The organism is Marinomonas vaga (assembly GCF_055388305.1).
The window spans coordinates 1,134,696-1,153,764 of sequence record NZ_AP043903.1; the positions used below are offsets into that span (position 1 = coordinate 1,134,696).

Here is a 19,069-nt window from a genome sequence, read left to right on the forward strand (position 1 = left end):
ATGCTTTCTCAAACTCACATCGATACCGTCAAGGCGACCATCCCTGTTCTAGCATCCGCTGGCACCGCCATTACTGAACACTTTTACAATCGCATGTTTACCCATAACCCTGAGCTAAAAGATGTGTTTAACATGTCGCACCAAGCGACGGGGCGCCAGCCTGCCGCACTGTTTGAGGCTATTGCGGCCTACGCAACCCATATCGATAACCTAGAAGTGCTCACTGGTGCAGTGATGCGCATCGCCCACAAACATACTAGCTTCAATATTCAAGCCAACCAATACGCCATCGTTGGCCATCACCTAATTGAAACACTACGGGAACTACTAGGTGACGCCTTCACCCCAGACATTGAAGCAGCGTGGAGCGCGGCCTACCAGCAACTGGCGGACATTTTTATCCAAATCGAAGGGAATCTGTACAAAGCCAATGCTGCAAAGAATGGTGGCTGGGAAGGCTTCCGCACATTCCGCGTAGCCAAGAAGCAAGCTGAATCTGAATTGGTCACAAGCTTTACCTTTGTACCTGTTGACGGTGGCAATGTAGTGGACTTCCAGCCTGGTCAATACCTAGGTATCAAGGTTCACCCGACCAATCATGAGTTTGATGAAATCCGCCAATACAGTCTTTCGACAGCCGCCAATGGTCAGAGCTATCGTATCAGCGTCAAACGCGAGCTAGGGGAAGTAAAAAATGGTGTAGTTTCCAACTATCTACACGACTGCATAGAAGAGGGTGATGAAGTAGAGTTGATGCCACCTGCAGGTGATTTCCACTACCAAGAGCGGGAGCGCCCAGTGGTACTGATCTCAGCAGGAGTGGGCTTAACACCAATGAATGCCATACTCGACACACTTTCAGCTCAAGGTCATCAAAACCCAATTTTCTATCTGCACGCGTGTCGTAACCTCCAGCAGCACTCGTTCGCAAAACATGTGGCAGGCCTAACTCAAACACTTAATCTAACTCACTACACTTGGTTAGAAAACGGGGCGCCAGAAAACGCAGAGCGTGTCTTCGCAGGACAAATGCAACTAGCACAAGTGGCTGAAATATTGCCGTTAACTGAAGGGGATTTTTACTTATGTGGTCCAGTGGGCTTTATGATGTTTATCAAAGAGCAGCTGCTTAGCCTTGGGGTTAGCGATGACCGTATCCATTACGAAGTCTTTGGCCCACACCAGAACTTTTAAACACACCTCCCCCTTACCAAGGAGGAGGCTGGGAGGGGGTTAACTCTGCTTAAAGGGCAATAGCTCGTGGGTATCTTGATGGTACTCACGGACCGCTTCAGCTTCTTCTTTGCAGAAGTGGCCGATGGCGTCGCGAAAGTTTGGATTGGCAATGTAATGCACGCTATGGCTGAAAACAGGCTCAAACCCTCGGGCGATTTTGTGTTCCCCTTGGGTACCCGGATCAAAATGCTGTAACCCTTTTTCGATACAGAATTCGATTCCTTGGTAATAGCAGGCTTCAAAGTGCAGGCAGTCAAATTCTTCGATACAGCCCCAATAACGGCCATAAAGTGAATGATCGTCGAAGAAACACCAGGAAGCCCCCATAGGCTTATCGTCTTTATAAGCCAAGACCAGCAAGATCTGATCCCCCATGGTGGAGACCAACTGCTGGAAGAAAGCTTCGCTGAGGTAACCCATCTGTCCCCGTTTCGCATAGGTGCTTTGATAGCACCCATAGAAAAAGTGCACGTCTTCTTCGGTCAGGTCAGATCCGAGCTTACGGACCAGATGTAGCCCCTGCTGGGTGATCTTGTCTCGTTCTTTTCGGGCACTTTTACGCTTACGGCTAGAGAAATGACTAAAGTAGTCCTCCATGGACTGGTAGCCCTTGTTAAACCAATGAAATTGGCAAGACACCCGATGGAGGTATTCGTCCGATTCAGACAGATGCTTTGCCAAATGCTCACGACAGAACAACAGGTGCCAACTGGAGAATTCCCGCTCATGGTTTGCCTGTGTCAGGAGCGGCGCCAGAGCAGCGTAGAGCGCCACGTATTCTTCAGAGTGTCCGGTCGGGTCAAGGTGGGTAAATAATCTTGGTCCAGTAACCGGCGAATAGGGCACTGCCCAAATCCGCTTAGGGTAATACTGGTAACCATAACGTTGATAAGCGTCTGCCCAAGACCAATCGAAAACAAACTCCCCTTGAGAGTGGGTTTTAAGAAAGGTCGGGGCAATCGCGAGGGGCGTGTCATCGTCGTCCATCACCAGCAGGTATTCTGGATACCAGCCGGTGCCATCCCCAAGACAGTCATGCTGCTCTAAGGCTTGGTAAAAGGCGTATTGCGCAAACGGATACTGGGTGTCACCGATGGCGTCTTGCCAACGTGCAGGGCCAATATCGGCCACGGATGCGAACCATTGCGCTTTCATATCACCTCGTAAAACGATCCAATTAACTCATTTCGGCACGCAGTTGCTCGATCACTGGCGCTTGTTCCGGACGCACATGCTGCCACAAGAAAAACGCTTCGGCCGCTTGGCACACTAACATGCCAAGGCCATCAGAGCCGCTGGCACCACGCTCAAGGGCCCACTGCATAAACACGGTCGGCTTGGTGCCATACACCATATCGTAGACCCAGGTGTTGCTGTTCAATAAGCTGTCTTTTAACGGAGGCAAATCACCACCCAAACTCGCGGAAGAACCATTTATAATGATATCGAAAGGCCCTTTAACGGAGTCAAAGCTGGCGTAATCACAGTTAAATTGGCGCGCCAATTCTTCTGCTTTCTCTAGGGTACGGTTCACCACGGTTAAGGAGTAAGGCTCTTGCAGTTGAATCGGACCAATCACCCCCCGTACCGCGCCACCAGCGCCAATCACTAGGATACGTTTGTTCTTCATTGGCTGGCTTTGTACTTTGACGATGTCACGCACCATGCCCGCACCGTCAGTGTTATCCCCATATAGCTCGCCGTTTTTACCCATCACTAGGGTATTCACAGCACCCGCTTGTTCGGCGCGTTTACTGAGCTTGTCACACATATCAAAAGCACGCTGTTTGAAAGGCACTGTCACGTTCATGCCCTGGCCGCCGTCAGCAAAAAAGTCGCGTACCTGCTGTTCAAAATTATCCAGATCCCCGAGCATCTTGACATATTTCACGTCTCGACCGGTTTGTACGGCAAACGCGTGATGAATCTCAGGCGACCGACTGTGTTCGATGGGGTTTCCAATAACAGCGTATAAATCCACTTTGAACCTCTAACTCTTTTTGGCAGATAAGATGTTGGGAATTAGCCTTGGCGGTTTAGCCAGTCACGTCCCGTTAAATAATAATCCGTTAGTAATGCCTCTGGCGTGCCTGCCTCAGGCTCATAACCATAGCTCCACTTCACCTCTGGCGGCAACGACATCAGGATAGATTCTGTGCGCCCAGCACCACTTTGCAAACCAAAGTGGGTTCCTCGGTCGAACACTAGGTTAAATTCCACATAGCGACCACGACGATGCAACTGGAAATCTCGCTCAGACTCACCAAATGGGTGGTCTTTGCGCTTCGCGAGAATCGGCTCATAGGCGTCAATATAGCCATTGCCAACCGCTTGCATCAACGCAAAGCTGTCATCGAAGGATAATTCGTTGAAATCATCAAAAAACACGCCGCCAATACCGCGATGCTCTTGGCGATGCTTCAAAAAGAAGTACTCGTCACACCAGCGTTTAAAGCGGTCATAATAGTCCTTACCAAAAGGGGCAAGCCCATCGGCCGCGGCTTGGTGCCATTGGATACAGTCTTCTTCAAAGCCATAATAAGGGGTCAGATCAAAACCTCCACCAAACCACCATACGGGTTCCATGCCTTCTTTGTGTACGACAAACAAGCGCACATTGGCGTGGGACGTTGGGGCATAAGGGTTTGAGGGGTGAATCACAAGGGACACGCCCATGGCTTCAAAGCTACCACCGGCCAGTTCTGGACGGTCAGCGGTCGCGGAAGGAGGGAGTTTGTCACCGTATACATGGGAGAAATTCACACCGCCTTTTTCGATCACGGAACCTGTGATCACGCGGGTCCGGCCCATACCGCCGTTCTCTCGCTGCCAAGCATCTTCGTGAAAGCGCGCCTCAGGCTCAAAGGCTTCCAAACGTTGGCAAATACGGTCTTGGAGATCCATCAAAAAGTGTTTAACGGACGCGATCTTTTCCTCGGTGAGCATGGACAAAACAAGACTCCTGATCCAATCTGATATGCAAGGCTCAAGAGTCTAACATCGAAGCACGCAACCCTGAACTAAAAGCGGTTACTCAAATCGCGCCAAGGGGCAACGGCATGCTCAAACAGCTCCGGATTGCCAGTGGCTTTCACCAAAACCGAAGCTCCGTGGAGACTCGCCAGGATCTGGCTGGCGTAGCTGTGGGCGTCTTCCGACGTGATCCACTCTTGGCTCATGTAGGATACAACCGTGCTGAGCCATTCCAATTTCAGGTCATAAAACGCCGCCACTTCGGCTTTCGCTTCTTCTTCTAATAAGGATTTTTCCGCCATCAAGATGGTACAGATGCTCATATTGTCTTGATCCACCACTTGGGCCTTAAACCCATCGATGAACTTATTCAGCGCCTTTTGCGCCGCGCTACGTTTCTTTTTCGGAAGGGTTAAACGTTCGGCAAAGTCCTCACGGTAGCGACGCATCACCTGTGCTACCAGATCCCCTTTAGTGGGGAAGTGGTAATGAACGCTGGCACTCTTGATGCCAACTTCTTCCGCTAAGTCCCTGAAACTCATGGCTTTATAACCATTTTTTAAAATGGAGCGCTCCGCAGCGTCCACCAAGGCCAGCTTGGTTGGGTTCTGCTTCTTAGCAACGGGCTCCACGACAGAATTCATTTCCATGGGGTGATTTCCTTTTTTCTTACCTATCAACTGATAGATATTTTATTGACCAGTTTGAAATACACAAGCTATATTCCACCTACCTAGTGATAGATAAATAACTCACGACCAGCTATTTTTTAACAGAGGGGATCAGAAAATGACTTACGATCTAGTGGTTTTAGGCAGTGGTCCAGGGGGGTACGCGGCGGCCTTTCGTGCAGCAGACTTGGGACTGTCCGTGGCTTTGATTGAGCGCCACAACAACTTAGGCGGCGTTTGTTTAAACGTTGGCTGCATCCCCTCAAAAGCCCTATTGCACGTGGCAGGGAAAATTCTAGAAGCGGAAGCGCCTTCCCATGGGGTTCAATTTGCCAAGCCAATGATTGATCTAGAGGCGATTCGTCATCACCGTCAAAGCACCGTGGATACTCTAACGGGGAATTTAAAGCTCATGGCTGAAGGGCGTCATGTGGCAGTGTTCCATGGAGAAGGTCAGTTTGATTCGAGTCACTCCATTGTCGTAAAAGGCGATACAGAACAGCGACTTGAGTTTAAGCATGCCATCATCGCGGTCGGCTCTCGGGCGATTCGTTTGCCTTTTATTCCCTATCAGGATCCGCGCATTTTAGATGCCACCAGCGCGCTACAATTAGAGCGCATCCCAAAACACATGCTGGTCATTGGCGGCGGCATTATTGGCTTAGAAATGGCCACTGTTTACCAGTCGCTTGGAGCACAAATCACCATCGCGGAACTGGGCGACCAGATCATGACCGGAGCCGATAAAGACTTAGTGCGCGTATTCGAAAAAGCCAATAAGTCACGCATGGACTTTTTAACTCAGACCCAAGTGACCGCCGTAGAGCCCACTCCTGACACGCTCAAAGTCCGTTTAAAAGACGCCCATGGAGAGCAAACTCTCAATGTGGATGCTGTCTTGGTAGCAGTCGGGCGTACGCCTAATGGCCGAAATGCAGGCATCCCAGAGATTGGCGTAAAACTGGATGAACGTGGGTTTATCTTAACCAATGACCAATGCCAAACCTCAATTCCAAACATCTACGCCATTGGCGATGTGACCCACGGACCTATGCTGGCTCACAAGGCATCCCATCAGGGGCACACGGCCGCAGAAGTGATTGCCGGCAAAGCTGTCGACTTCCAACCTTTGGCCATACCCTCCATTGCCTACACCTATCCGGAAGTCGCTTGGGTGGGATTAACCGAAACCTCTGCCAAACAACAAGGTATTGCGGTGAAAACCGCAGCCTTTCCATGGAGTGCCAGCGGTCGCGCCATAGCGTCTGGCGTCACCCAAGGTAAAACGAAGCTGATTTATGACCCAGAAACAGAGCGCGTATTAGGCGCAGGCATTGTTGGGGCCCACGCGGGGGAATTGCTCGGGGAATTAACTCTCGCCATAGAATTTGGCGCCACCTTAGAAGACATCGCTTTAACCATTCATGCCCACCCGAGCCTGCACGAGACCGTGGGACTTGCGGCAGAAGTGGGGGCAGGCACTATTACGGATTTACCTAATAAACAGGCGGTGAAACGCCAACCATCCGGCAGGGCTTAAGGACATTCGGCAGTGACCTGCTCAGCTCACATAAATAATGTGCTGCTCAGGGTCATAACGAAAGTTAAGACGAATGACGATTTGCTCTTCATTCATGTGCAGTTTCGAGGCGAGTGTCAATACGCCTCGATCTGCCTTACGGGCAAAGCCCTTTAATTGCTGTTCCAGCATCCGCCAAGCCACACTGTCCCGCTGCTCTCCATTTACCCCGGCCAAGTCCGGGGACAAACGCCTTAGAGACTGCAAATACACCAAGGTATTCGTGCGCACCTCGTCGTACTCAGGTTCCGCTGACTCTTGATATTCCAGCCCATTGGCACGCATTTCTTGTTTGAGATGGGCCTGCCACTGGCTTAGAAATTGGTTGAAATAGCTCACCACACGCTCCCAGCGAATTCTTGTCGTTGGCCTATAGTATCTCCTACCAGCACTGCCTAGGACATGAGTTTATTTTGCTTAGTGGCCCCCCGTTCATCATTATTTTCGGGATTAATTTACCCACTTATTGAAAGGTGATTGACTCTTTAAAAATCAGATTGTATTTTGTATCCAAACTACATATTAACGTCATTGAGGATCTATCCCTATGAACACACAAGTATTCAACGGCGTAATGCCAGCTCTAATGACTCCGTGCAAAGCAGATCGCACGCCTGATTACGACGCACTGGTAAAGAAAGGCCATGAAATGATCGCCGCCGGTATGTCCGCTGTTGTGTACTGTGGCTCCATGGGTGACTGGCCACTGCTGACCGATGAAGAGCGTATGGAAGGGGTAGAGCGCCTTGTCAAAGCAGGTATCCCAGTGGTGGTCGGTACCGGTGCTATCAACACTAAATCCGCTGTGGCCCACGCAGCACACGCTCAAAAAGTCGGTGCAGCGGGTCTGATGGTGATCCCACGTGTCTTGTCTCGCGGCTCTGTGATTGCAGCTCAGCGTAATCACTTCAAAGCCATCTTGGAAGCCGCGCCAGATGTGCCAGCGATCATTTACAACAGCCCTGTCTACGGCTTCGCAACCCGTGCTGATTTGTTCTTTAGCCTGCGTTCCGAACACCCGAACCTGATCGGCTTTAAAGAATTCGGCGGTGATGCGGATCTTCGTTACGCTGCGGAAAACATCACTTCTAAAGACGACGATGTCTTACTGATGGTGGGCGTTGATACGGCTGTGTTCCACGGTTTCGTTAACTGTGGTGCCGTCGGTGCCATCACGGGTATCGGTACGGCATTGCCAAAAGAAGTCTTGTTACTGGCGAACCTTTCTCGCATGGCGGCAAACGGCAACGCGGAAGCACGCGTTCGCGCAAAAGAGCTGGAAGAAGCCTTCAGCGTTTTGGCCAGCTTTGACGAAGGCCCAGAATTGGTGCTGTTCTTCAAATATCTACTTGTACTAAACGGTGAAGAAGAGTATCGCTTACATTTCAATGAAACAGATGAATTAAACGATGCCCAGCGCCATTACTGTGAACAACAATACTCATTGTTTAAAGCGTGGTTCGCTGATTGGTCAAAACAAGGCGGAGTACTTACTACTATGCAGGTAACGGAATGCTAAAAGTTGTCGATAGCCATACCGAAGGCGAGCCGACCCGAGTTGTGTTAGAAGGAGGCCCTGATCTTGGATCAGGGCCTTTGTCTGAACGGGCCAAACGTCTTGCAACGGAACACAAAGACTTTTACCGCTCTCTAGTGGTAGAACCCTACGGTCAGGAAGCCATGGTCGGGGCGCTCTTAGTAGAGCCCACAGACCCGAGCTGTGTCACCGGCGTTATTTACTTTGATGCTGCCGCTGTCATCGGCATGTGTGGCCACGGCACCATTGGCCTAGCCGCCACCTTGGCCCATATTGGTAAGATCGATGTGGGCACCCACAAGATCGAAACCCCAGTAGGTATCGTAGAAGTCACTCTGACGGATAAAAATACCGTTACGGTGCAAAACATCGAGAGTTACCGCTTTAAGAAAGGCGTCGAGCTGGACGTCGAAGGCGTAGGTAAAGTGGTTGGAGACATCGCCTATGGGGGCAACTGGTTTTTCATTGTAGATGACAGCCCAACCCCTGTGCTGCCGAGCAATATCCGCACCCTTACGGAAATTGGCATCAAGGTTCGAGAGACCATCTATGCCCATGGCATTGAAGGGGAAAACGGTGGCATCATCGATCATATCGTCTTCTATGGTCCAGCCCTAACGGACAAAGGCCACACTCGCAATTTCGTCCTGTGTCCAGACGATGCCTATGACCGCTCACCTTGCGGCACCGGTAGCTCCGCACGTCTATCATGCCTAGCGGCAGACCAGCGTCTTGCCCCTGGAGAAGCCATTTACCAAGAAAGCACCATTGGCAGTGGCTACACCTTAAGCTACCAACTGGGCAGCAAACCAGGTGGCATTATCCCATCGATTACAGGCCAAGCCTTTATCACCCGGGAAGCCAACATAGTCGTCAACCCAACGGACCCTCTGCGCCACGGTGTGCAGCTATGAGTCAGACATACGATGTCATCGTCATCGGAGCTGGCATCATAGGTGTGAGCACGGGACTGAAGTTGCAACAAGAAGGCAAGCGAGTACTCATCGTGGACAGCAAGGGCGTGGCAGCGGAAACCTCTGCGGGTAATGCAGGGGCTTTTGCCTTTGCTGATGTGATCCCCTTGGCGACCCCTGGGATTATGCGCAAAGCCCCAAAATGGTTACTGGATCCATTAGGGCCGCTTTCCATTCGTCCTGCCTATGGGTTAAAGATCCTGCCTTGGATGCTGCATTTTTGGCGCGCAAGCTGGAAAGATCGCTACGCTGCTGCCCTCAAAGCCCAAGCAGACCTGATGGCACTTTCTAAAGAGGCCCTTGAGCGCCAAATACAACAGGTAAATGGTGAGCACCTCATCCGACGTGAAGGTCAGTTGCAACTCTATGAAGGTGCGGAGGAATTTCAAGCCGCCATGGCCAGCTGGGAAGTGCGCAAAGCCCATGGGGTAAAGTTTGAACTACTAGAAAGCCCAGAGGCCATTGCCAAGATCCAACCGGGAATCGCCCCCCGTTTTACCCACGCAGGTTACACGCCTGAATGGAAAAACGTGGTACACCCGAAAACCTGGACAGAACATCTCGCCAATGGGTTCACGGATCTTGGTGGAGAGATCACTACACAGAAAGTCACGGCTATCACCCCCCAATCGGATCATGTGCAGATCGTCACTGATACCTCGACCTTGCAAGGCAAACATGTGGTCATCGCCACAGGAGCTTGGTCTAAGGCGCTCGCCGCGCAATTAGGGGACAGTGTGCCATTGGATACCGAACGTGGGTACAACACCACCTTACCAAAGGGTGCGTTTGAGCTGAAAACCCACATTACCTTTAGTAATCATGGATTTGTCGTCACCAAAGCAGGGGACGGAGTGCGCGTAGGGGGAGCCGTAGAACTGGGCGGATTACACCTTGCCCCCAATTACAAACGTGCCGACGTACTGCTGAAAAAGGCTAAGGACTTCCTGCCTGAGTTAAACGTCGAACACGGCCAACAATGGATGGGGTTTCGTCCATCTATGCCCGACAGCTTGCCGGTAATCGGCTTCGCTAAAAATAGCCAGCAAGTACTCTATGCCTTTGGCCACGGCCACCTTGGCTTAACACAATCTGCTGGCACAGCAGAGCTCATTGCCGACCTGATCCAAGGCCGAGACCCGAGCATTTCGACCCAACCTTACCGAGCACAGCGCTTTTAATGCTGTGACCACCACTATGGAGACCATCATGAGCGATACGATTACCCTTAGCCTTAACCAAGTTCGCGAGCTGAGTGAATCAACCTTGATCAGCAATGGCTTCAACGAACAACACGCCCAAGCCATTACCGATATCATCTATACCAACCAGATTGGAGATTGCCACTCCCATGGCTTGTATCGCCTGTTCATGTGTGTAGAAAGCATTCGCTCTGGTCGTGTGAACGGCACATCCGAACCCACCATCATTGATGCCGCGCCGTCTGTGGTACGTGCCGATGCGAACGATGGCATCTCGTTACTGGCATTGCGTGCCGCCATGCCGCTATTGATCGAGAAAGCAAAAAAGAACGGCGTAGCCGCCTTAGCGATTAATCGTTGTTTCCACTTTTCTGCCCTGTGGCCAGAAGTTGAAATGCTGTCAGCCGCAGGTCTTGCGGGCATGGCCATGTTGCCAAGTCACGCCTGGGTCGCCCCCGCAGGTGGCAGTCGCGGTCTATTGGGGACCAACCCCTTTGCCTTCAGCTGGCCACGACCTAACCAGGCGCCATTCACCTTTGATTTCGCTACCAGCCAGTTTGCTCGAGGTGAAATCGAGCTGTACCGCCGTGCTGGTAAGCCTCTTCCAGAAGGGGTGGCCATCGATAAAGCAGGACAACCTACTACGGACGCGGCTGCCGCCATGGACGGAGCCATGCTGACCTTCGGCGGTCACAAGGGCTCAGCGTTATCCTTGATGATTGAATTAATGGCAGGACCACTGATCGATGATTTGACCAGTAAAGAGAGCATGGACTTTGCCGAAGGCAAGCCAGAAGCCCCATACCATGGGGAGATCATCCTAGCCTTCGATCCAAATTTACTCAGTGGAGGCCGAACCGCTGAAAACAGCGAACGGGCTGAGCGCCTGTTCGCAGACGTTATCGATCAAGGAGCTCGCCTGCCATCTCAACGCCGTCAAGCAGCCCAGGCAGCCAACCAAGCCAAAGGCTCCGTTGACATCCCTAAAGCCCTCTACGAAGACTTACTCAAGCTGAAAAAGCCTAGTTAAAGAGTGCTTACAAGGTTCGTTGCTCTGGAAAGGTAGGAATGGAAGGGGCAACAAAAAAGCGGTGTTGGACAACCAACACCGCTTTTATTTTGCCTAATAACGTATATTTGCCTAACGGCAGGGGACTCGGTTATTGAGCAAGGTCTTTTGGCAACAGCATGTCAGGGATGTCTTGGTAACACACCGGACGCAGGAAGCGACGAATCGCCATGGTGCCCACTGAAGTAGCGCCAAAGTTCGTCGACGCTGGGTAAGGTCCACCGTGAACCATGCTGTCACAGACTTCCACACCTGTAGGGAAGGCATTCGCTAGGATACGCCCAGCTTTACGCTCCAATACCGGCATGAACTGCTGAGCTTCAATTACGTCTGCATCGTCAAGATGCAAGGTGCAGGTCAGCTGGCCTTCTAGGTTTTTCGCTACTTGCAGCATTTCCCCCACACTGGAGGCCAAGACCACAATGCCTAATGGGCCAAACACCTCGTGGGCCAGATCAGGGTTTGCTAGCCATTCACCTGCAGTGGTCGAGTACAAGTAGGGTGTCGCATTACGATCACTGCTTTCTGTGGCCACGACTTCACGCACTTCTGATAAGCCTGCTATCTGGGCTTGGCCTTGGCGGTAAGCTTTAGCAATACCATCCGTGAGCATGGTTTGAGGGGGTACAGATGCAAGCGACTCAGCCGCTTTGGCAACAAATGTATCCGCCTGTGGCCCCGCTAATAGCACGGCGACACCAGGGTTAGTACAAAACTGCCCTGCGCCCATGGTTAAAGAAGCCGCCCAGCCTGTCGCAAGGGCCTCTCCACGGCTGTCAACCGCATTAGGGAATAGGAACATAGGGTTCACAGAACCTAACTCACCAAAGAATGGGATCGGCTCAGGACGGGCAGCACACAAGTCATACAGGGCACGACCACCCCGTAGGGAGCCGGTGAAGCCTACGGCTTTGATCAGAGGGTGCTCCACTAGGGTTTGACCCACTTCAAAGCTAGCGCCGCTGTCTTGAATCACGCTGATCACACCGGCTGGCATACCGCAACGCTCCACTGCTGCTTTCAAGGCTTCGGCGACGATTTCTGCCGTACCTGGATGGGCAGGATGGCCTTTCACCACGACAGGACAGCCTGCCGCCAATGCTGAGGCGGTATCACCACCAGCGGTTGAGAAGGCCAGAGGGAAGTTGGATGCCCCGAATACCGCAATAGGGCCAATAGGACGTTGCATCAGACGCAGTTCCGCGCGAGGTAACGGCTGACGGTCAGGCAAAGCACTGTCGTGACGACGATCAAGATAGTCACCCTCTAGAATATGCTGAGCAAACATTCGCAGTTGACCGCAGGTACGGCCACGCTCCCCTTGTAGGCGGGCTTCTGGCAGACCTGTCTCGGAAGAACCAATGGCGGTGATCGCGTCAGCACGGGCATCGATTTCATCCGCAATGACGTTTAGAAACTCAGCACGCGCTTGGCGCGACTTACCGCTGAACTCATAAAAGGCGTCTTCGGCCGCTTGTACCGCTTGATCCACTAAGGCTGCCGAGCCACTCGAAAACGTATGCGCCTCTCCATGAGCTGGAGAGGAGGTAAAAGTGTGCTCCGATTCGATCCACTGGCCTGCAATCAAATGTTTACCATGGGGTTTGAAAGACATAGGTTGGTCACTCCAACGATAAATGTATTTTGTATCCAATTTAATTGAACACTATTTCATGATGTCAGACAAGGCTAGGACACATGTCATCTGAGATGGTGAAATAAAGGTTCAAATAGCAGGGAGATAAGCCGCTGGCGGGCTTATCTCAAATCAAAATGGCAGGAAAGTGGGCTACTGGGCTGCCCGGGTGGCTTCGACCAAGGCGATCACTTGCTCTTTAGTGCTCACTAGGTGGTCGCGCAGACATTTGGTCGCCCCTTCAATGTCCCTCGCTTTGGCAAAATCCAGCAGCATTTGGTGGTCATAACTGGCACGGTCACGGTTGTCCAGCTTATCTATGTGCATACTTACGTAGCGATTGGCTTGTAAGGTGACGCGATCGAGTAGGTTTTCCGTCATATGTCGGCCTGCTGCGCAGTACAGTAAACCGTGGTATTTTGCGTTTAGTGGCCCCCATTCAGCGATATTGCCAGCCTCATAGGAAGCTTTCATTTCCGCAAGGATGTCATCGCACTCGGCGAACAAAGCGTCCGTCATTTTGGGAATCGCTCGAGCAAAGAGATCCACTTCTAATAAGGTACGCACATCAAAAATCTCAGCGATTTCTTCCAATGAGTGCTTGGTAACGGTGGCGCCACGGTTATTCTGAAACACCAGTAAGCCTTCGGCGTCTAGGCGTTTGAGGGCTTCACGTACGGGCATACGAGACACATCATATTCTTCAGCAAGTAACTCCTGACGGATTAAGGCCCCTTCAGCCAAGTCTCCAGACAAGATGCGTTTGCGTAGATCCTCGACAATCACATCGGGCAAACTTTGACGTACTACTGCTCTCTTTGCGGCCAACTTTACTCACCTCATTTATGGAATCATTGACGGTATATGGGGGTTTCTCCCGCAACAGACCGTGGTCGCTCATAGGGCGACATTATACCCCATTCCGGAAAAGATAAATCCAACCATGCAAAATCCATGGAAAAGTTTGAACAACACCAAACAAAGCATTGATAGCTTCACATTTTCCAACCATGGTGGATCTCCTACTATCCATTCATCACGTTGCTTCTATGGTTAATAGAACCTCGTACCAATATTTCTCAAGTTTGAGTTTGGAGTTTGTATGCAAGTCACGTTAGCGCAACCAAGCCTGTTAAAAAGCCAGTCTTACATCAATGGCGAATGGGTCGCAGCCGATTCAGGTAAAACCTTTGCCGTTACTAACCCTGCCAACGGTGAGCACATCGTCGACGTAGCGGATCTAGCGGCTGACGAAACCACACGTGCTGTGGAAGCGGCCAATGCAGCACAAAAAGCATGGCAAGCCAAAACAGCGAAAGAGCGTGCCACGCTTCTACGCAAGTGGAACCAGCTCATTCTTGATAACCAAGAAGACCTCGCCAAGCTGATGACCCTAGAGCAAGGTAAACCTTTTGCTGAAGCGAAAGGCGAAGTGCTGTACGGCGCGTCTTTCATTGATTGGTTTGCGGACGAAGCCCGTCGCCTAAACGGTGATGTGATTCCTTCTTTTGCACCAGACAAACGCGTTCTGACCATCAAGCAGGGCATTGGTGTGGTGGCAGCGATCACCCCTTGGAACTTCCCAATCGCCATGATCACCCGTAAAGCGGGCCCAGCGTTAGCAGCAGGCTGTACTATTGTCATCAAGCCTTCTGACGAAACCCCTTTGTGTGCATTGGCATTGGCGGAGCTTGCAGGACAAGCTGGTATCCCAGCAGGTGTTTTAAACGTTGTTGTGGGTAAAGATGCAAAAGCCATTGGCGGTGTTCTGACGGGCAACCCAATCGTACGTAAATTGAGCTTCACTGGCTCTACGCCAGTAGGCAAGCTATTGCTTTCCCAGTGTGCGCAAACGGTAAAACGTACCTCTATGGAACTAGGTGGCAACGCGCCGTTTATCGTGTTTGACGACGCCGACCTAGACGCAGCGGTAGAAGGCGCTATTGCTTCTAAATACCGTAACGCGGGTCAAACCTGTGTTTGCGCCAACCGCATCTTGGTTCAAGACGGTGTGTACGATGCGTTTGCTGAAAAACTTGCGAAACGCGTTGCAGAATTCAAAACCGGCGACGGCTTTAGCGAAGGCGTTACTATTGGCCCACTGATCAACCAAGCGGCCGTAGATAAGGTCGAGACATTGGTGTCTGACGCAGTGAGCAAGGGTGCAAAAGCCATCACGGGCGGCGCTAAGCTAACCTCTGCTGGCGCACAGTTCTTTGAACCAACGATTTTGACCGGTGTAACAGACGACATGGACATCTTCTCTAACGAGATCTTTGGCCCTGTTGCTCCGCTGTTCCGATTCTCTACCGAAGAAGAAGCCGTTGCCATGGCAAACAATACCCCATTTGGCTTGGCGTCTTACTTCTATTCCCAGAATTTGGGCCGCATTTGGCGTGTTTCTGAAGCTTTGGAATACGGCATGGTCGGTATCAATGAAGGCATCATCTCCAGCGAAGTGGCACCTTTTGGCGGTGTGAAAGAGTCTGGCAGTGGCCGCGAAGGTTCCCAGTACGGCATCGATGAGTACGTGGAAATCAAATACCTATGTATGGGCGGCCTTAAATAAGCCAGCTCCGAGTGAGTACAGGCACGCCGGATCTGCTCCCGTGCCTGCTGTCTAATTCAGTGAGAACGATACAATGATGAACAATGCAAGCTTACAAGAACGCAAAGTAGCCGCGATCGCTCGCGGTCAAGGTAACATGGCTCCAGTGTATGTGGACCGTGCTCAAAACGCTGAAATCTGGGACGTTGAAGGCAAACGTCACATCGACTTCGGTGCGGGTATTGCGGTAGTGAACACAGGTCACAACCACCCGAAAGTAAAAGCTGCGGTACAAGCCCAGCTTGAGCGTTTCACTCACACTTGTGTGATGGTAAGCCCATACGAATCAGCGGTCGCTCTGGCTGAGAAACTTAACGCAGCAGCCCCAGGTAACACTCCGAAGAAATCCATCTTCGTTACCACAGGTGCGGAAGCGGTAGAGAACTGTGTGAAAATCGCCCGTGCCCACACTGGCCGTCCAGGTATTATCGCGTTCAACGGTGGTTTCCATGGCCGTACCAACATGACCATGGGGCTAACGGGTAAAGTGAACCCTTACAAGATTGGCTTTGGTCCATTCCCAAGCGATATCTTCCATGTACCGTACCCGAATGAGTACCTTGGCATCACTGAAGAGCAAGCACTTGCTGACCTTCAAATGCGCTTTACATGTGACATCGAGCCTTCTCGCGTTGCTGCGATCATCATTGAGCCAGTTCAAGGTGAGGGCGGTTTCTACATGGCGTCTGCCAGCTTCCTACAGAAGCTACGTGCGTTGTGTGACGAGCACGGCATTCTATTGATTTTGGACGAAATCCAAGCAGGTTTTGCCCGTACAGGGACTATGTTCTGCCACGAGCAAGCAGGTATTGAAGCAGACCTAATGACGGCTGCAAAAGGCATCGCGGGCGGTTTCCCAATCGCAGCGGTGGTCGGTAAAGCTGACATCATGGATGCACCAATCCCTGGTGGTCTAGGCGGTACTTACGGTGGCTCCCCAGTGGGCTGTGCAGCCGGTCTTGCGGTATTTGACGTGATCGAAGAAGAAGGTCTATGCGAACGCGCTAACCAAGTGGGTGCACGTTTTGTTGAACACCTAAAAGGTCTGCAAGCTGACTACCCACAGATCATCGGTGATGTACGTAATGCTGGTGCCATGATTGCAGTGGAATTCGTTAAAGACGGTGACGTGAACAAACCTTACCCAGAATTGGCGAAAAACCTGTCTGCGAAAGCGGCAGAAAACGGTCTAGTACTGCTTTCTTGTGGTATTCGCGGCAACGTTATCCGCTTCCTACCAGCCTTGACCATCGAGATGGACATCATCGATGAAGGCATGGAGATCTTCAAGCGTCTGTTTAAAGAGCTTGTTTAAGAGTCCAGTTTTGACGGTCAAGCAATCCCAGGCTTCCGTTTGCAAGAGTGATTGACATCTTGCTTTTTGAGCCCCGCTCCCTAGCGGGGCTTTTTTATGCTGAGTGTTTTTTAGACACTGTAGAGCTTCTAATGAGACTCAGATATACTGAATGTTAATGTGAAGTCGTATTTGACCTAGGAAGCAGCATGAAGCCAACAAGACTGAGTCATGAGCAAAAATGCAGTGTGTATACTCAAAGAAAAGCGGAGAACTTTGTCGAGAGTATGCGCTTAGAAGGTTACTCTGTTGACGCCTCACTTCTGGCTTTAACGCCCAATGAACGCAAACAGAAAAAGGCTGAGTTGATAAAACAATTCACCAAATAATGGACAAATATGGCACAGGGCAAGACCCTTATACTTACCCAGATTCCTCCATCTTAAGAAATAAACTCAATATCTCTAACGAGAATGAGCTCAACTTTGCTGAAAGCCAACTCGTCACATTAGCGCTCCAAGATATCGACTTTCAGCCACCTCCTTACAACTTTTCTTACCTTTGCACGCTTCATTTTCAATTATTTGGGGATGTGTATGACTGGGCAGGCCAACCTAGAACCATTGCAATCTCGAAACAAGACACTCGCTTTTGTCAGCCTGAATTTATTGTAAGAGAAGCGAACAAACTCTTCGCTCAATTGGAACAAGAGAACTATCTGATTGAGTTAAGTTTTGATGCGTTTTGCTTAAAAATGGCCGAGTTCTACATCGAACTGAATATGATTCATCCTTTTAGAGAAGGAAATGGCAGGGGGCAGCGTTTGTTGTTCGAACATTTGGCCATTTTCTGTGGCTACAATTTAAGCTTCAAGAACATCACCAAGGAACAATGGGTACAAGCCAATATCCTTGGGTGCTTAAAATGTGACTATTCTGAAATGAAAGACATTATGGCTAAAAGCCTGACAGCGATTAAAGATCTACTCTAAGCGCTAACACTCTTCTACTCTTACACTTACACTCTTCTAATAGGGCGCTGCGTCGGATTTGGTGCCGCTGAAATGTTCGCGAATCACTTTTAAAAACAGTTCACGGGGCTTATTAGGCTGAGCTGTCTTCTTATAAATCACGGCCATCCCTAAAGAATAGGAACGTTGCTCGGTTGCCACTGAAACAATCTGTCCATTCGCCACATAGGGTGCGGCGTATTCCTCTGGTAGAAAGCCGATAAAGCGGCCAGATAAAATCAACGACAAACGGGAGTCATAAAAGTAGGAGATCGCAGACAGATTCATATTCGAAATCTGCTCACTGACCCCTTCATGGGGCTTCAAACCTGCGTGGGAAGCAGGGAAGACGTCTACTTGCTCCGCTTGCTGCTCCGCCGTCATGGTCGCCAGTGGATGATCTTTCGATACATACACATAACAGCGGTCACTGTATAAATGAATGTACTCAAGGCCATCTAACTTTCGGTGATAGGGGATAAAGCCAATGTCCGCCTCATCATTCAAAATGGTCCGTTCAATCTTGGCCATGGACGACACATTGGTGGTGATGGAGACTTCTGGCGCTGCGTCATAAAAGTCACGAATCAAGTCTGGCAAACGACAACGGGGGTCAAGGCTCACTTTATCTGAAAGGGTAATCCGCAAGCGTCCGGTCAAACTGGCATTTAAGTTATTCACCGTGGTACGAAAGGCGTCTAGGGACTCCAACAAGGATTCCGTCATCTTATAGATGATTTCCCCTTCTTGGGTCAGAGAAAACCCACCCCGTCCACGTTTACACAAGGTGAGGTTCAATCGCGCTTCAAGGTTGGAGATGTGTAGACTGATGGTAGAGCGGCCAATATTCAGCACCGTTTCCGCCGCAGAGAAACCGCCGCAGTCCACTACGGTTTTAAATACTTTAAGCTGTTTGATCTCATAATCACCCACTTGACCGAGTGAGTAGTTTTTCAAGCTCATCGAGCCTCCTACGCCGCCATACTCATTAGTGCTTCAAATAGTACGCCCAGTATATCCGATCACAGCAAGTGAGCGCAGTGCTACCTTGGGGGTATTTTGATCAATTTTACCCCATTGGCCACGATTGTTTGTTGACCACCTAACTTTAGATTGAAGCAACAGCGTTTCAATCCCAAGCGCCGTTATTTAAGGTGAGGGCACTGAATAGCATTGATTGCATCACCCTTGTTAATCACGTTCAGTGCTCTTGGAACCGCAGAGAACTGCAGCATTCTTAGAGAATTTTTCAAACGTTCCTTGCCCTAGCCCTCGCTAGGG

The 19,069-nt window shown here is 50.7% G+C and carries 18 protein-coding genes; 10 read left to right on the top strand and 8 right to left on the bottom strand.

What is annotated here, in order from left to right:
- Complete coding sequence (gene hmpA / locus ACZ5DR_RS05305; RefSeq protein WP_377366163.1) at nucleotides 1-1,194, top strand: NO-inducible flavohemoprotein; 1,194 nt, start codon at nucleotides 1-3, stop codon at nucleotides 1,192-1,194.
- Between the two features lie 39 nt (nucleotides 1,195-1,233).
- Here the strand turns inward: hmpA and ACZ5DR_RS05310 are convergent, their stop codons facing one another.
- The 4 genes from ACZ5DR_RS05310 to ACZ5DR_RS05325 form a co-directional block, all read right to left on the bottom strand.
- Entirely contained in the window at nucleotides 1,234-2,391 is a 1,158-nt protein-coding gene (locus ACZ5DR_RS05310; protein ID WP_377366162.1) for a GNAT family N-acetyltransferase, read from the bottom strand.
- Nucleotides 2,392-2,413: 22 nt separating this feature from the next.
- Nucleotides 2,414-3,217: a shikimate dehydrogenase gene (aroE, locus tag ACZ5DR_RS05315; protein WP_377366161.1), complete on the bottom strand. Its 804-nt coding sequence runs from the start codon at nucleotides 3,215-3,217 to the stop codon at nucleotides 2,414-2,416.
- 41 nt (nucleotides 3,218-3,258) lie between these two features.
- Nucleotides 3,259-4,182, bottom strand: a complete 924-nt coding sequence (gene hemF, locus ACZ5DR_RS05320; protein WP_377366478.1) for an oxygen-dependent coproporphyrinogen oxidase — start codon at nucleotides 4,180-4,182, stop codon at nucleotides 3,259-3,261.
- Between the two features lie 74 nt (nucleotides 4,183-4,256).
- Nucleotides 4,257-4,859 carry a TetR/AcrR family transcriptional regulator gene (locus ACZ5DR_RS05325; protein ID WP_377366160.1) on the bottom strand — a complete coding sequence of 201 codons (603 nt, stop codon included), beginning with the start codon at nucleotides 4,857-4,859 and terminating at the stop codon, nucleotides 4,257-4,259.
- 139 nt (nucleotides 4,860-4,998) lie between these two features.
- Here ACZ5DR_RS05325 and lpdA point away from each other — a divergent pair, with 139 nt between their 5' ends.
- Nucleotides 4,999-6,420 carry a dihydrolipoyl dehydrogenase gene (gene lpdA, locus ACZ5DR_RS05330; RefSeq protein ID WP_377366159.1) on the top strand — a complete coding sequence of 474 codons (1,422 nt, stop codon included), beginning with the start codon at nucleotides 4,999-5,001 and terminating at the stop codon, nucleotides 6,418-6,420.
- A gap of 21 nt (nucleotides 6,421-6,441) precedes the next feature.
- On the opposite strand, the gene ACZ5DR_RS05335 is transcribed toward lpdA, so the two are convergent.
- Nucleotides 6,442-6,798: a hypothetical protein gene (locus ACZ5DR_RS05335; protein WP_377366158.1), complete on the bottom strand. Its 357-nt coding sequence runs from the start codon at nucleotides 6,796-6,798 to the stop codon at nucleotides 6,442-6,444.
- Nucleotides 6,799-7,006: 208 nt separating this feature from the next.
- Between ACZ5DR_RS05335 and ACZ5DR_RS05340 the strand changes: the two genes are divergently transcribed.
- From ACZ5DR_RS05340 to ACZ5DR_RS05355, 4 genes are read left to right on the top strand one after another with little or no spacing between them, the layout of a single operon-like run.
- Nucleotides 7,007-7,978: a dihydrodipicolinate synthase family protein gene (locus tag ACZ5DR_RS05340; protein ID WP_377366157.1), complete on the top strand. Its 972-nt coding sequence runs from the start codon at nucleotides 7,007-7,009 to the stop codon at nucleotides 7,976-7,978.
- Nucleotides 7,972-8,910: a 4-hydroxyproline epimerase gene (locus ACZ5DR_RS05345; protein ID WP_377366156.1), complete on the top strand. Its 939-nt coding sequence runs from the start codon at nucleotides 7,972-7,974 to the stop codon at nucleotides 8,908-8,910. Before ACZ5DR_RS05340 ends, ACZ5DR_RS05345 begins: the two co-directional genes overlap by 7 nt.
- The gene (locus ACZ5DR_RS05350) at nucleotides 8,907-10,151 is read left to right on the top strand and encodes an NAD(P)/FAD-dependent oxidoreductase (RefSeq protein ID WP_377366155.1); all 1,245 of its coding nucleotides are present in this window, start codon (nucleotides 8,907-8,909) and stop codon (nucleotides 10,149-10,151) included. The genes ACZ5DR_RS05345 and ACZ5DR_RS05350 overlap by 4 nt, the downstream gene beginning before the upstream one ends.
- 28 nt (nucleotides 10,152-10,179) lie before the next feature.
- Nucleotides 10,180-11,202 carry an Ldh family oxidoreductase gene (locus ACZ5DR_RS05355; RefSeq protein WP_377366154.1) on the top strand — a complete coding sequence of 341 codons (1,023 nt, stop codon included), beginning with the start codon at nucleotides 10,180-10,182 and terminating at the stop codon, nucleotides 11,200-11,202.
- A 130-nt stretch (nucleotides 11,203-11,332) separates the two neighbouring features.
- On the opposite strand, the gene ACZ5DR_RS05360 is transcribed toward ACZ5DR_RS05355, so the two are convergent.
- Both ACZ5DR_RS05360 and ACZ5DR_RS05365 read right to left on the bottom strand, forming a co-directional pair.
- Complete coding sequence (locus ACZ5DR_RS05360; protein WP_377366153.1) at nucleotides 11,333-12,856, bottom strand: aldehyde dehydrogenase (NADP(+)); 1,524 nt, start codon at nucleotides 12,854-12,856, stop codon at nucleotides 11,333-11,335.
- 174 nt (nucleotides 12,857-13,030) lie between these two features.
- Complete coding sequence (locus ACZ5DR_RS05365; RefSeq protein ID WP_377366152.1) at nucleotides 13,031-13,705, bottom strand: GntR family transcriptional regulator; 675 nt, start codon at nucleotides 13,703-13,705, stop codon at nucleotides 13,031-13,033.
- 274 nt (nucleotides 13,706-13,979) lie between these two features.
- On the opposite strand from ACZ5DR_RS05365, the gene ACZ5DR_RS05370 reads away from it, so the two are divergent.
- The 4 genes from ACZ5DR_RS05370 (at nucleotide 13,980) to ACZ5DR_RS05385 (ending at nucleotide 17,770) form a co-directional block, all read left to right on the top strand.
- On the top strand, nucleotides 13,980-15,446 hold the full coding sequence (locus ACZ5DR_RS05370) for an NAD-dependent succinate-semialdehyde dehydrogenase (protein WP_377366151.1): 1,467 nt from the start codon (nucleotides 13,980-13,982) through the stop codon (nucleotides 15,444-15,446).
- Between the two features lie 76 nt (nucleotides 15,447-15,522).
- Nucleotides 15,523-16,800: a 4-aminobutyrate--2-oxoglutarate transaminase gene (gene gabT / locus ACZ5DR_RS05375; protein WP_464543908.1), complete on the top strand. Its 1,278-nt coding sequence runs from the start codon at nucleotides 15,523-15,525 to the stop codon at nucleotides 16,798-16,800.
- A gap of 188 nt (nucleotides 16,801-16,988) precedes the next feature.
- A complete protein-coding gene (locus tag ACZ5DR_RS05380) occupies nucleotides 16,989-17,168 on the top strand; it encodes a YhfG family protein (protein WP_377366149.1) in 180 nt (59 codons plus the stop codon).
- Nucleotides 17,168-17,770 carry a putative adenosine monophosphate-protein transferase Fic gene (locus ACZ5DR_RS05385; RefSeq protein ID WP_377366148.1) on the top strand — a complete coding sequence of 201 codons (603 nt, stop codon included), beginning with the start codon at nucleotides 17,168-17,170 and terminating at the stop codon, nucleotides 17,768-17,770. The genes ACZ5DR_RS05380 and ACZ5DR_RS05385 overlap by 1 nt, the downstream gene beginning before the upstream one ends.
- 36 nt (nucleotides 17,771-17,806) lie before the next feature.
- On the opposite strand, the gene ACZ5DR_RS05390 is transcribed toward ACZ5DR_RS05385, so the two are convergent.
- Complete coding sequence (locus ACZ5DR_RS05390) at nucleotides 17,807-18,751, bottom strand: LysR family transcriptional regulator (protein WP_377366147.1); 945 nt, start codon at nucleotides 18,749-18,751, stop codon at nucleotides 17,807-17,809.
- Nucleotides 18,752-19,069: the final 318 nt, after the last annotated feature.